This is a genomic window from Xanthobacter sp. NM-59, assembly GCF_021401125.1.
Lineage (GTDB): Bacteria > Pseudomonadota > Alphaproteobacteria > Rhizobiales > Xanthobacteraceae > Xanthobacter.
The window spans coordinates 319,193-331,591 of the sequence record NZ_JACBFQ010000002.1; the positions used below are offsets into that span (position 1 = coordinate 319,193).

The following is a 12,399-nucleotide window of genomic DNA, read 5'->3' on the forward strand; positions in this document are numbered from 1 at the left end:
CCGCAGGTGCGCTTTGGCGCCGGCAAAGGGTTTTAAGAGTTTCTTGAAGGGGAACGACGATGTCCGATTATGATCGCAACGTCGCCGGGCGTTGGAACCCGTCGGTGGCACGCTCGCAGGCCGCGATCGACCAGGGGCTGCGTTCGTACATGCTCAGCGTGTACAATTACATGACGCTGGGCCTCGCCATTACGGGCGCCGCCGCGCTCGGCATCTACATGCTGTCCGTCACCACCGACCCGAGCCTTGCCGTGGGCCAGGTGAAGGGCGGCATCATGCTCACCCAGCTCGGCTACGCTTTGTTCGTGAGCCCGCTGAAGTGGGTGGTGATGCTGGCGCCGCTGGCAGCGGTATTCTTCCTGAGCTTCCGTGTGGAGCGGATGAGCGTGGCGGCCGCGCAGATCACCTTCTGGGTCTATGCGGGCCTGGTGGGCGTGTCGCTGGCCACCATCTTCCTCGTCTACACCCATGAGAGCATCGTCCGGGTGTTCTTCATCACCGCGGCTTCCTTCGGCGCGCTGAGCCTTTACGGCTACACCACGCAGAAGGACCTCTCCGGCATGGGCACGTTCCTGATGATGGGCCTGTTCGGCATCATCATCGCCTCGCTGGTGAACATCTTCCTCGGCTCCTCGATGCTTCAGTTCATCGTGTCCGTGGTGGGCGTGCTGGTGTTCGCGGGCCTCACCGCCTACGACACCCAGCGCATCAAGGAGATGTATTTCGAGGGCGACGACGTGGCGGTGATGGGCAAGAAGGCCATCATGGGCGCGCTCACCCTCTATCTGGACTTCATCAACCTGTTCATGATGCTGCTCCAGCTCTTCGGGAACCGCGGCAACGACTGACGCATTCCAGGATCGCACGATTTGGAAACCCCGGCTTCGGCCGGGGTTTTTTTTTGCCTGGACGGTGCGGCGGCACCCGCCCCCACGCCCCGGCGGGAGGCCGGTAGCCAATGGCGCTTTCGCGCTACGCTCAAGGAGCATAAGAGGGTTGTGCGTGCTGTCCGTGCGAGGCCGAATCGGCGGACCGGCGCCAGAGGCGGGCGCGTCTATCGCCACAGGCGCGCTTTAGCGCCTCTGCATCCCTCGCAGCTTTGTGGAAGACAGGTCCATGCCGATCCGCCCAGCCACTCCCGAAGACAGCCCCGCCATCGCTGCCATCTATGACGCCGCCGTGCTGGCCGGCACCGCCTCCTTCGAGATCGACCCGCCCGGGCCGGAGGAGATGGCGCGCCGCCAGCAGGCCATCATCGCCGCAGGCTATCCCTTCCTGGTGATGGAAGAGAACGGACAGGTGGTGGGCTATGCCTATGCCAGCGCCTTCCGCCCCCGCGTCGCCTATCTGAACACGGTGGAGAACTCGGTCTATGTGGACGAGACCATGCACGGCCGTGGCATCGGCAAGGCCCTGCTGGAGGCCCTGATCATCGAGTGCGAGGCGCGCGACTTCCGGCAGATGGTGGCCGTCATCGGCGATAGTGGCAATGAAGGCTCCATCGCCCTGCACCGCGCCTGCGGCTTCGCGCCCATCGGCACCCTGCCCGCCACCGGTTTCAAGCTGGGGCGCTGGATCGACACCGTTCTGATGCAGCGCGCCCTCGGCCCCGGCGCCAGCGCCCTGCCGAGCCGCTGAGGCGCGGCGCCGGCGGCGCTTCGGCGCGGCAGGCTTCCGCAGTGGAGTTCGCGCGCGAAACATGAAAGGCCCGGAAGCACCGCTTCCGGGCCTTTGTCGTCAGCGGGTGATGAGGGTGCCGGCGCCGTGGTCGGTGAGAAGCTCCACCAGCACGGCGTGGGGCACCTTGCCGTCGAGGATGACCACGCCTTCCACGCCCTTTTCCAGGGCATAGATGCAGGTTTCCACCTTGGGGATCATGCCGCCGGAAATGGTGCCGTCGGCGATCAGCGCGTGCGCCTCGGCGATGGTGAGCTTGGGGATGAGCTGCTTGTTCTTGTCCAGCACGCCGGGCACGTCGGTCAGCATAAGCAGGCGCTTGGCGCCGAGCGCGCCGGCAATGGCGCCGGCGAAGGTGTCGGCATTCACATTATAGGTGCCGCCATCCACGGCCGCCGCCACCGGCGCCAGCACCGGCACCAGGTCGCGGCCGAGGATCTGGTCCAGCACCATGGTGTCCACGGTGTCGGGCTCGCCCACGAAGCCGAGGTCCACCACCTGCTCGATCTTGCTGCCGGGATCGACCACGGTGCGGCTAGCCTTGCGGGCGCGCACCATGTTGCCATCCTTGCCGCACAGGCCGATGGCCTTGCCGCCGGCCTCATTGATGAAGCCCACGATCTGCTTGTTGATGGAGCCCGCAAGCACCATCTCCACGATCTCGACGGTGGCTTTGTCGGTCACGCGCAGGCCGGCCGCGAACTCGGACTTGATGCCGAGCTTCGTCAGCATGGCGCCGATCTGCGGGCCGCCGCCGTGCACCACGACCGGGTTCACCCCGGCCTGCTCCAGAAGCACGATGTCGCGCGCGAAGTGGCGGGCCACTTCCTCGTCGCCCATGGCGTGGCCGCCGTACTTCACCACGATGATGGTGTCGTCATAGCGCTGCATGTGAGGCAGCGCCTTGGCCAGGACTTCAGCCTGGAGCTGCGCTTCCGCGATGGGGGACAGGACGGTCTCGGTCATGGAGATCTCGCTCAAGCGGGTCAGCCCGAGGGGCTTTTGAGGGACCTGCGGGCGGGTGCCGGCGCCGGTCCCTGGAACGGCGCCCTCATAGCCCGTTCGTCGCCGCCGGGGAAGGGCGCGTGCCGCTGTTGACAGGTGACGGGAGGGTCATTCCACCGCTCGCGAAAACGTGATGATAAGGAGCCTCCGGCGCACCACAATCGAGGTGCGAAGAGCACGCCGCACGGCGTGTCCACCGGGTGCCGAGACCGCCGCTGTTCGAGACCATCACCGCTCCCGCATTCAACCCAAGCATGCACGCTTCAGGGCGGGCATCCTCAGGCAGAACCCCTCCATGTCCGCCCAGACCCAGTCTCCGACCCCGAAGGCACCTTCTGCCGGCCTGCGCCTGCCGCCCCGGCGCCCCCATGACCTGTCGCGCGGCCTCATCGCGGTGCTGTTCGTGGTGTGCCTGGCGATCGCCGCCATCCCGATCCTCACGCACCCCATTCCACCCCTGTCGGACTATGTGAACCACCTGGCGCGCATGCACATCATCGCCGCGCTGCCCCTCGACAAGGATTTGGCCCGCTTCTATTTCCTGGATTGGTCCATCCTGCCGAACCTGATGATGGACATGGTCGTTCCCATCATCGACCGGTTCACGAACATCTATCTGGCGGGCGAGATCTACACGCTCATGTGCTTCGCCCTCATCACGGGCGGCACGCTGACCTTGCACCGGGCCCTGTTCGGCAGCTGGTCGGCCATTCCCCTGCTCGCCTTCCCGCTGCTCTACAACGCCATCTTCCTCGTTGGCGTGATGAACTATTATTTCGGCATCGGGCTTGCGCTGTTCGCCCTCGCCTTCTGGAGCCTGCTGCGCGACAGGCCCTGGCCGGCGCGCTACGCGGTGTCCACGGCGTTCGTTGTGGCCCTGTTCTTCTGCCACCTGTTCGCCGCCGGCGTTTACGGCATCGGCATTCTCTCGTTCGAGCTGGGGCGCCTGTTCACGCGGCGCAACACGCCGCTGGTGCCGCGTCTGGTGGATTTCGTCGCCTCGGGCCTGCCGTTCCTGGTGATGGTGCCCATGCTCATCGCCAGCCCCACCTGGGGCCTGTCGACCCAGAATATCTGGGAGCCCCAGGGCAAGCTCCAGGGCGTCGAGTTTGTCATCAACGTCTATTACGACATCGTCGCCTTCGTGCTCACCGGGGTGGTGGTGCTGGCGGCGGCCTGGGCCATTCAGCACCGGCTGCTGCGCACCAGCCCGCTGCTGGTGCCGCTGCTGGTGGTGTCGGGCGCGGTCTATCTCGCCATGCCGCGCGTGGTGTTCGCTTCCTATCTCGCGGACCAGCGCCTGCCCATCGCCATCGCCTTCATGGTGCTGGCCACCATCCAGGTGGATCTGCGCCACCGTCTGGCCCAGCGCGGTTTCATGGTGGTGCTCATCATGCTGTTGGCCGTGCGCGTGGGCGAGGTGCAGATGGTGTGGAACCGCCTCACCCAGTGGACGACGAATTTCGACAAGTCCATCAGCCTCATCCACCCCGGCTCGCGGGTGCTGGTGGCCTATGCGGACGCGCAGGGCGGCAACGACCCGCGGGACCTTGGCCTGGTGCATGCCGCCTGTCTCGCCATTATCGAGCGCTCAAGCCTCGTCACCACCGCATTTGCGGTGAAGGGCAAGCAGATCCTGCGCGTGCACACCCCCTATCGCGACCATGTGGACACCGAGGACGGCACCCCGCCTTTGGTGGAACAGCTGCTGCTGACCGAGGAGGAATCCACCCCCGACGGCCCCCGCTACTGGGACCTGTGGCCCCAGCATTTCGATTATGTCTACCTGCTGTTCACCGAGCGCGGCGCGCCCAATCCCGATCCCGACCGGCTGAAGATGGTCTATGAGGGCGAGCGCTTCCAGCTCTACCAGGTCATCGCGCCCAAGCCGGCCACGCCGCCCGCCGCCGCCAGCAACTAGGGTGTTTTCGGGCACGCCGTTCCGTGTGAGGAAAGCGCGCCTGCTCCATGAATGGGAGCCCCCGCCCATTTCATAAAGCGGGGAAATGCGCCAAGAGAGGCCCCCGGCGTCATGGCGCTGTCACCCATTTCTGTCAGGGCGGGACATTCCCTGCCCCGACAGCACGCATCCGGAGTCGTGATGGAATCCGTCCTCACCCATGCCCGCCTTGTCCTGGACGACCGCGTCGTCGAGGGTACGCTGGTGGTGCGCGACGGCCTCATCACAGCCGTGGAGGAAGGCCGCAGCCACATCGCCGCGGCGGTGGACTGCGCGGGCGACTTCATCTGCCCCGGCCTCATCGATCTGCACACGGACGCGCTGGAAAGCCACTTCGTGCCGCGCCCCAAGGTGTTCTGGCCTGACGCCCGGGCCGCCGCCCTGGCCCATGACGGGCAGGTGGTGGCCAGCGGCATCACCACCGTGTTCGACGCCATCTGCGCCGGCGGCTTTGACCAGGCCAAGATGGAGCGGCGCGAGCTGTTCACCGTCATGCTCGACGCGGTGGAGGACGGGGCGGACCTGTTCCGCGCCGATCATCGCATTCATCTGCGCTGCGAGATGACGGATCCGGACCTGATGAGCCTGGCCGCCCCGGCCCTGGAACGGCCGAAAGTGGGCCTGGCCTCCCTCATGGACCACACGCCCGGTGCGCGGCAGTGGCGCAATGTGGAGAGCCTGCGCAGCTTCCTTTTGGGCATCGGCAAGACCGCCGCCGAGGCGGAGGCGGAGATCGAAACCCGCGCTGCCCGCGGCCGCGCCTCGGTGGCGCTCAATTTCGGCCCGCTCTCGGACCTGCTGCGCGGCACCTCCATCATCCGCGCCAGCCATGACGACACCACGCCGGAGCATGTGGAGCTGGCGCAGGACGCGGGCTGCACCATCAGCGAGTTTCCCACCACCGTGGTGGCGGCGCGCTCCGCCCATGCCGCCGGCCTCACCACCATTGGCGGCGCGCCCAACGTGGTGCGCGGCGGCTCCCACTCCAACGGCGTGGCCATGAAGGATCTGGTGGCCGAGGACCTACTCGACGCGCTGGCTTCCGATTACGTGCCCGCCAGCCTGCTGCAGGCGGCGACCGCGCTCCACTTCCGGCAGGGTGTGCCGCTGTGGGATGCGCTGGCACTGGTGACATGCGCGCCGGCGCGCATGGCCGGCCTTGCCGATCGCGGCCGCCTCGCCCCCGGTCTGCGCGCCGACATCACGCGTTTCCACATGGTGGAGGGCACGCCTGTGGTCCGGCAGGTGCTGGTGAGGGGCGAGCGCGTCTTCTAGCCGTCCGGCCAGCCCCGTAACACGCCGCGCGCAGCTCACCGGTGCAGGACCGCGACCGTTCTGCGGCCGCCCCGCGCTCAAGCCAAGAGAAAGACCGACAAGCGGAGAGCGCTCAGCCTCAGAAGGCCGGCGGCAGGTTGCCCACCGGGAAGCCCCCAAGCCTGAGGCTACCGGACTTGAAGGTTACCGCGAAGGTGACGCCCTTGCGCCCCTCCACCTCGGCAGGCTTGCCGACCATGGCGAGGGCCCCCACCACGGGCGAGAGCTCCGGCGGCACCATTCCGGCCTGGTCGAGCTGCTTCATCAGGTCATTGAGCCCAGCAAAGCCGAGATCCAGATTGCCATTAAGCCGCCCCGCGGGATCCAGCGACAACGCCCCCTTCGCGGAGGCCACCACCTGCGGCGTGGTGATGGCGAAGCGGTCGAGCCGCGCCACGCCGCCGGCCGCAGCCCACGCCTTCAGGCGCTGCGCCACCGGCATGGGCCGCAGGTCCGCCGCCGCCGACACGAGGCCTTGCAGGGATACATCCACCGGGCCAGGGCTGCCCGCCTCCGACAAAATGGCGCTTTCCCCACCGGTGACGCCGGCTGCATATTCCAACCCGTCCGGCCCGGAGGCCGCCGGCACGCGGCGGACGTGGAATTCCAGCAGACGCGCGGAAAGCAGGGAGCGACCCGACGTGTCCGCCGGTTCCTCGATCCGCGGATCATGCACGGAAAGGGAGAAGCGTTCCGGCTGGCCGCTGAGATCGCCGACGCCGCTCATCTGCAGCAGGCTCCAGGTGGCGGCGTACGACTGCCCGGTGGTCCGGTTCTCCACCCGCGCGGGCGGCGTGAATTCGGAAACGATGTGGTTGGGCGCCCAGATCTGCGCCACCGCATGGGCTGCCACCGCCGTCACCCGCATGGGCTCTCCGCCGCGGGTTTCCAGGCTCGGCTCCATGCACACCAGCTCGAAGCGGAAGGGGAAGCCCGCGAGGCGACGATCCGCGCAATTCCAGATGCGCCCGAGCCGGGCCTCGCGATCCACCCAAGCGTCAATCTCATGTTCGGCGCGATTGGCCGCGTAGACCCAGACGCCGCTCCAGATCACCGCCAGCAGCAGCAGGAGCACCACGGGCACGATGACGAAGCGTGAGGTCAGGTGCTTGGCGGGGGCGTCTGCGGCGGGCATGCGCATCCTTCTCCGTGGGCGGCAGGGCGGGTGCAGTGCGAATCGGCATCGCCGCGCTTGCGGCGGACGCCGGGCGCTGTTAGGCGACGGCGGAAGGGATCTGTCAACGCCAAGGATATCCGCGCCGATCATGACGGAAGATGACGGAGCTGGCCACGACCGCTGGGTGTTTGCCTACGGGTCGCTGATGTGGAACCCGGGCTTTGCCTTCGCCGAGCGCTGCGAGGCCCGGCTGATCGGGGCCCACCGCTCGCTCTGCGTCTATTCCTTCCACCATCGCGGCACCCCGGAGGCGCCCGGGCTGGTGCTGGGGCTGGAACTGGGTGGGTCGTGCCGTGGCATCGCCTACCGGGTCAGCGCCGAACGGTGGGCCGAGACCCACGCGTATCTGACGGCCCGCGAGCAGATTTCAGGCGTCTATCGCGAATGCGTGCGCCGGGTGCAGCTGTTGGACGGGACGCGGCGCGCGGCGCCGGCCACGGCCTATCTGGTCAATCGCGGCCACGCGCAATATGCGGGCGCGCTCACGCGGGAACAGCAACTCGCACTGGTGAAGCGCTCCCACGGCAAGTCCGGCCCCAATGCGGATTACGTGTTCTCGACCGTCAGCTCCCTTGAGGAGCTGGGGCTGGCCGATCCGGATCTGGCGTGGATCGCCCATCATCTGCGCCATGAGCACGGATTGCCCCACGCGGCGTCGCAGGCGGACGGCGATTCGGAACGCGACTGACACGCGCCGCTGCGGCGAAGCACCGCCTACAGCCACGCCCGAAGCGTGCGTGTAGGCGAAGGCGCAGATGCCGTTTCCCCCGCGAAGAATGAGAAGGTCCGCTCAGGCGGCGTGGCGGCTTGCGAGTTCCGCGCCGCGCACCACCATGGGCAGGCGCGGGGCCCGAGCTTCCAGCGCGCGGCAGGCGGGTAGAGGACCGGTCAGCAGCCGAACGAGCCCAGGAGGGGCATTCTCCCCGAGCACATGGATGTGGATTTCGTCGGCCTCGAGCCGCTGCGCCATGCGCCGCGCATCCTCGCCGCTGCGTCCCACCCACATGGCCATGGAGCCGGCGGGCGTGCGGCGGGCGACGATGGCAAGGGCATCCGGATAATCGGGCGCCTCGTCAGCCGGATAGACCGAAAACACATGCCGCACGCCGTCTCCATCGCGCCAGAAGCGGTAGCGCGCTCCGAGCGCGCCGTGCTTCAAACCGGTGAGGCAGCCGGCGTCGGTCAAGGGAATGAGGAGCGAATCAGTCGCGTTCATGGGAACGAAACTAGAACACCCAAGAATCCCGATCAAGAGTTTTCCACAGTAGTGGACAACGGGGATGACGCGGCCTCCCGCAGGAGTTCCGGAGGCGCCCTCTCGCCCAGCTCCCTCAGGCCCTCTTCGAGCAGGCGAGTGCTGGCGGTTTCGATATCGCTTTCGAGCCGCGCCATGAAGGCGGCGCGGCCGAGCCCCGGCGCGATCGGCGGCAGGATATCGACCCGGATGGTGCCCGCCCGCTTGATGAACGCGCGGCGCGGCCAATAGAGGCCGGAATTGAGCGCCACCGGCAGGCAGGGCACGCCCAGCGCGCCATAGAGGTGCGCAACGCCGAACTTGTAATCCGGCGGCGCACCCGGCGGCCGGCGGGTTCCCTCCGGGAAGATCAGGATCTGGCGGCCATCCTCCACCTCGGCGCGAGCGATGCGGGTCATGGCCTTCAGCGCGCTCATGCCGGCGCTACGGTCCACCGGGATCATCCGCGCCTTCTTCAGGTGCCAGCCCAGCAGGGGAATGAGGGTCAGTTCCTTCTTGAGCACGAAGGCGGCGTCGGAGAACAGCGGCAACAGGGCCAGCGTTTCCCAGGCGGATTGGTGCTTGGCGGCGATCAGCAGGGGGCCGGCCGGAATGTTCTCGCGGCCAGCGATCTCCACCCGGACGCCGCAGATGAGCCGCAGCAGGGCGCTGTTGGTCTTCGACCAGCCCAGCACCGCATATTTCCAGTGCACCTTGCGGGGTAGCAGCAGCAGCGGCAGGAAAGCCACCACATAGATGGTCGTCACCGCATAGAATGCGGCCAGGAATACCAGCGAACGCAGCGCCGTCACCACTTCGGAAAGCTCCCTCTCGCCCCTTGTATCAGGGGTGGCATGCATCAGGGGGTGGCAAGGGCCTCGGCGCGGATGCGCGGGTGCTGGGGGTCGGCCTGGGCCACCGCCTGCACCGGGCGGATCTGCGCCTTCGCCATCATGTACTTTAGATATTCCTTGAACAGCAGCTTCACCGTCGCCGGATCGCGCCACCACTGTTCCGTCTCCATGCGGGAGGTCACCACCGGATAGGCCACCAGCTCCACATCGGGCAGGGAGTGGTTGAGCTCCACCAGGGCCCGCGGCATGTGCCAGGCCGAAGTGACCACCACCAGCGAGCGGAAATTCTGGCTGCGGGTCCACTCCGCCGCCTCGATGGCGTTGCCGCGCGTGTTCAGCGCCTTGTGGCCAAGGTCCACGCAGCAGGAAATGAGGGCCTGCCCGCCGGGCAGGGTGCGACCGAGCTCGCCCGGTGAGGTCACCGGATTGACGCCGGTGATGAGCAGGCGCTTGCCCCGCCCCTCGGCCAGCAGGCTCACCGCATCGGCGATGCGGGAAGCCCCGCCGGTCAGCACCACGATGGCATCGGCCGACTTCACCTGCACCGGCTCGCGGGCGGCGATCTGGGTGAGGAAGCCGAGGAAACCGGCCAGAACCGCGAGCACCGCCAGCCCCACCAGCAGCACCGTGCCCTTCACCAACCGCCGCAACAGCGTGCGACGCCACGTGGGCGCGCGGTGCGGCAGGGCGTTGACGGGCGCGTCGGGCCGATCGGCGGCGTCCCCCGGCCGCTCGCGGCGCGGGGCGCGGGCCACGGAGCCCGCCAGCAAAGGCGGCATTTCAGTCGTCGTGCTCATACTCGCAACCTTGCGGGCCGAATGCGGCAGACCCGAGGTGCCTCCGCCACGGCCCTGAACGGCCATGGATTTCACTGTATCGTCCTCAAGGTTCGGTAAACGGTGACGCGCGAGGTGAGGGCGGTGGCGAATGCCACCACCGCCACTGCGCAGGCAATGCCCACGAAGCCCCAGATGCCGGGATTGAGCCAGGCGAGGAAGGTCGGGTCCTCCGGATCCCCCACCACGGAAAAGCGCGGCAGGGCAATGATGGCCCCGAACACCGCCGCCGCGGCACAGCCGCCCAGCAGCCCGCCCTCGGCGCCGATCTTCAAAAAGTGGCGCTGGAACTGAGCGGCGATGAAACCGTCGCGGGCGCCCACGAAGTGCAGCACCTCCACCACCGCCCGGTTGGTGGCTACCGCCGCGCGGGTGGCGAACACCACCGACAGTACCGTGGCGAGCCCCACCAGGGCCAGCAGCACCACGCCGGCGATCATCACCCCTTCCGCCATGGCACCCAGGCGCTGCGACCACAGGCGGTGATCGTCCAGCGAGGCGGTGGGGATGCGGTCGCTCAGGGTGCGCCGCAGCTTGGCGAAATCCACCGGTGTCGAGCCGTCGAGCTTCAGCACCACCACGCGCGGCACCGGCAGGTCGCCCAGGTCCAGCCCCGAGCCCAGCCAGGGCTCCAGCAGCCGCCCGGTTTCCTCGGCCGAGAGAATGTGGGTTTCGGCGATGCCGGGAGTGGCGCGGGCGATCTCGGCCGCCAGCTGCACCTGGGCATCGGTGGCGGCCGGCTCGCCGGCGCGGATCTGAATGGTCACCTCGCGCGTCACGTCGGCGCGCCACTGGCCGGCGGTGGTGCGCACCGCCATCACCGCCCCCACCGTGAGGGACGCGAGGAAGGTCATGATGGCCACCACCGCCACCAGAGTGTGCCCGGCGATGGTGGAGCGCGGAACGATGGAGGTCTGGGCGCGCGCCTTCGCGGGGCGCGCGGCCTCTTCCGGGGCGGCCGCGCCCTTTGTGGCGAGGGGGGCGGTTTCAGTCGTAGACATAGAGGCGACCGTCCGCGATCACGAGGCGCCGGGCATCATACTGGTCCATGAGCGCGATGTCGTGGGTAGCCAGCAGGACCGAGGTCCCGGTGCGGTTGAGCTCGATGAACAGGCGCAGCAGGCGTCGCGCCAGAGTGGGGTCCACATTGCCGGTGGGCTCGTCCGCCAGCAGGAATTCCGGCCGGCCGATGAGGGCGCGGGCGATGGCGGCGCGCTGCTTCTCACCGCCCGAGAGCACGGGGGGCAGCACGTCCATGCGGTCGCCCAGGCCCACCCAGCCCAGCAGCTCGGTGACCTCGCCGCGATAGCTCGCCTCGTCGCGCCCCAGCACGCGCAGCGGCAGCGCCACGTTCTCATAGGTGGTGAGGTGGTCGAGCAGGCGGAAATCCTGGAACACGATGCCGATGCGCCGGCGCAGCACCGCCACCTCGTCCGGATCGAGGGACGACACGTCCCGCCCGAACAGGGTGATGAGCCCGCGCGTGGGCTTCAGCGACAGGAAGAGCAGGCGCATAAGGGTGGTCTTGCCCGCGCCCGAGGGGCCGGTGAGGAACTGGAACGAACTGGGCGCGATGCCGAAGGACACGTCCTTCAGCACTTCCTGCCCCATTCCATATCGCAGACCGACATTCTCGAATCGGACCAGATGTTCCACCCTTCCTCCGAATCGTCCGTTGTGTTGATCCGCCAACATAAACGAAGCCGGCCGCCCCGCCCACCTCGCCGCGGGCCCGGCCGCGCTCTGGACGCCCGCCGCCATCCGGTCCATGCTCGACCAAGTTGAGCGAGGACCCATGCCCCTGCCGAATATTTCCATTCTGTTCGACGAGAACCGCATCGCCGCCCGCGTCCGCGGCGTGGCGGACGAAATCGTGGCGGCGGAACCCCACAACATGCTGGCCGTCGTCGTGATGAACGGCGCCTTCATGTTCTCTGCCGATCTCCTGCGCGCCCTGCATGCCTCGGGGCTGACGCCGGAGGTGGAGTTCATGCAGCTCTCGTCCTATCGCGAGGCCACCGTCTCCTGTGGCCAGGTGGACATCCTGTCCGACGTGCACTCCGACGTGCGCGGGCGGGACGTGCTGCTCATCGACGACATCCTGGAATCCGGCCGCACCCTGGCCTTTGCCAAGGACCTGCTGATGGCGCGTGGCGCCCGGCGGGTGCTGGTGTGCGTGCTGCTGGAGAAGCCGGGGAAGCGGGCGGTGCAGGTGCATCCCGATTTCGTCGGCTTCGTGTGCCCGGACCTGTTCGTGGTCGGCTACGGCATGGATGTCGCCCATGCCTTCCGCCAGCTCCCCTTCATCGGACACATCGTCGGCCTCGCCTGAGGCCGACGAC

Annotated in this window: 13 protein-coding genes; 6 read left to right on the forward strand and 7 right to left on the reverse strand. The window is 68.0% G+C overall.

Annotation, left to right across the window (positions count from 1 at the left end):
- Positions 1–59: 59 nt before the first annotated feature.
- Together L0966_RS06765 and L0966_RS06770 are read left to right on the forward strand one after the other, a co-directional pair.
- Positions 60–848 carry a Bax inhibitor-1/YccA family protein gene (locus tag L0966_RS06765; protein WP_234051094.1) on the forward strand — a complete coding sequence of 263 codons (789 nt, stop codon included), beginning with the start codon at positions 60–62 and terminating at the stop codon, positions 846–848.
- Positions 849–1,116: 268 nt separating this feature from the next.
- Positions 1,117–1,638, forward strand: coding sequence for a GNAT family N-acetyltransferase (locus L0966_RS06770; RefSeq protein WP_234051095.1), 522 nt, complete (start codon positions 1,117–1,119; stop codon positions 1,636–1,638).
- Between the two features lie 99 nt (positions 1,639–1,737).
- On the opposite strand, the gene argB is transcribed toward L0966_RS06770, so the two are convergent.
- On the reverse strand, positions 1,738–2,643 hold the full coding sequence (gene argB, locus L0966_RS06775) for an acetylglutamate kinase (RefSeq protein ID WP_234051096.1): 906 nt from the start codon (positions 2,641–2,643) through the stop codon (positions 1,738–1,740).
- A gap of 334 nt (positions 2,644–2,977) precedes the next feature.
- Between argB and L0966_RS06780 the strand changes: the two genes are divergently transcribed.
- Both L0966_RS06780 and L0966_RS06785 read left to right on the forward strand, forming a co-directional pair.
- A complete protein-coding gene (locus L0966_RS06780; RefSeq protein WP_234051097.1) occupies positions 2,978–4,603 on the forward strand; it encodes a hypothetical protein in 1,626 nt (541 codons plus the stop codon).
- Between the two features lie 180 nt (positions 4,604–4,783).
- Complete coding sequence (locus tag L0966_RS06785) at positions 4,784–5,917, forward strand: alpha-D-ribose 1-methylphosphonate 5-triphosphate diphosphatase (protein ID WP_234051098.1); 1,134 nt, start codon at positions 4,784–4,786, stop codon at positions 5,915–5,917.
- A gap of 118 nt (positions 5,918–6,035) precedes the next feature.
- On the opposite strand, the gene L0966_RS06790 is transcribed toward L0966_RS06785, so the two are convergent.
- Complete coding sequence (locus L0966_RS06790; protein ID WP_234051099.1) at positions 6,036–7,091, reverse strand: DUF2125 domain-containing protein; 1,056 nt, start codon at positions 7,089–7,091, stop codon at positions 6,036–6,038.
- A gap of 130 nt (positions 7,092–7,221) precedes the next feature.
- Between L0966_RS06790 and L0966_RS06795 the strand changes: the two genes are divergently transcribed.
- Positions 7,222–7,821: a gamma-glutamylcyclotransferase gene (locus tag L0966_RS06795; RefSeq protein ID WP_234051100.1), complete on the forward strand. Its 600-nt coding sequence runs from the start codon at positions 7,222–7,224 to the stop codon at positions 7,819–7,821.
- Between the two features lie 102 nt (positions 7,822–7,923).
- Here the strand turns inward: L0966_RS06795 and L0966_RS06800 are convergent, their stop codons facing one another.
- The 5 genes from L0966_RS06800 to ftsE form a co-directional block, all read right to left on the reverse strand.
- Positions 7,924–8,349 carry a hypothetical protein gene (locus tag L0966_RS06800; RefSeq protein ID WP_234051101.1) on the reverse strand — a complete coding sequence of 142 codons (426 nt, stop codon included), beginning with the start codon at positions 8,347–8,349 and terminating at the stop codon, positions 7,924–7,926.
- 32 nt (positions 8,350–8,381) lie between these two features.
- Entirely contained in the window at positions 8,382–9,179 is a 798-nt protein-coding gene (locus L0966_RS06805; RefSeq protein ID WP_234051314.1) for a lysophospholipid acyltransferase family protein, read from the reverse strand.
- A 47-nt stretch (positions 9,180–9,226) separates the two neighbouring features.
- A complete protein-coding gene (locus L0966_RS06810) occupies positions 9,227–10,018 on the reverse strand; it encodes a YdcF family protein (RefSeq protein WP_234051102.1) in 792 nt (263 codons plus the stop codon).
- 71 nt (positions 10,019–10,089) lie between these two features.
- Positions 10,090–11,058: an ABC transporter permease gene (locus L0966_RS06815; protein ID WP_234051103.1), complete on the reverse strand. Its 969-nt coding sequence runs from the start codon at positions 11,056–11,058 to the stop codon at positions 10,090–10,092.
- Positions 11,045–11,704, reverse strand: coding sequence for a cell division ATP-binding protein FtsE (ftsE, locus tag L0966_RS06820; RefSeq protein ID WP_234051315.1), 660 nt, complete (start codon positions 11,702–11,704; stop codon positions 11,045–11,047). The genes L0966_RS06815 and ftsE overlap by 14 nt, the downstream gene beginning before the upstream one ends.
- A 148-nt stretch (positions 11,705–11,852) precedes the next feature.
- Between ftsE and hpt the strand changes: the two genes are divergently transcribed.
- A complete protein-coding gene (hpt, locus tag L0966_RS06825; protein ID WP_234051104.1) occupies positions 11,853–12,389 on the forward strand; it encodes a hypoxanthine phosphoribosyltransferase in 537 nt (178 codons plus the stop codon).
- Positions 12,390–12,399 lie beyond the last annotated feature (10 nt).

Coding starts and splice junctions, on each gene's coding strand:
- L0966_RS06810 (WP_234051102.1), bottom strand. CDS start 10,018: ATGAGCACGACGACTGAAATGCCGCCTTTGCTGGCGGGCTCCGTGGCC.
- L0966_RS06815 (WP_234051103.1), bottom strand. CDS start 11,058: ATGTCTACGACTGAAACCGCCCCCCTCGCCACAAAGGGCGCGGCCGCC.
- L0966_RS06790 (WP_234051099.1), bottom strand. CDS start 7,091: ATGCCCGCCGCAGACGCCCCCGCCAAGCACCTGACCTCACGCTTCGTC.
- argB (WP_234051096.1), bottom strand. CDS start 2,643: ATGACCGAGACCGTCCTGTCCCCCATCGCGGAAGCGCAGCTCCAGGCT.
- hpt (WP_234051104.1), top strand. CDS start 11,853: ATGCCCCTGCCGAATATTTCCATTCTGTTCGACGAGAACCGCATCGCC.
- L0966_RS06780 (WP_234051097.1), top strand. CDS start 2,978: ATGTCCGCCCAGACCCAGTCTCCGACCCCGAAGGCACCTTCTGCCGGC.
- L0966_RS06795 (WP_234051100.1), top strand. CDS start 7,222: ATGACGGAAGATGACGGAGCTGGCCACGACCGCTGGGTGTTTGCCTAC.
- L0966_RS06765 (WP_234051094.1), top strand. CDS start 60: ATGTCCGATTATGATCGCAACGTCGCCGGGCGTTGGAACCCGTCGGTG.
- L0966_RS06785 (WP_234051098.1), top strand. CDS start 4,784: ATGGAATCCGTCCTCACCCATGCCCGCCTTGTCCTGGACGACCGCGTC.
- L0966_RS06800 (WP_234051101.1), bottom strand. CDS start 8,349: ATGAACGCGACTGATTCGCTCCTCATTCCCTTGACCGACGCCGGCTGC.
- L0966_RS06770 (WP_234051095.1), top strand. CDS start 1,117: ATGCCGATCCGCCCAGCCACTCCCGAAGACAGCCCCGCCATCGCTGCC.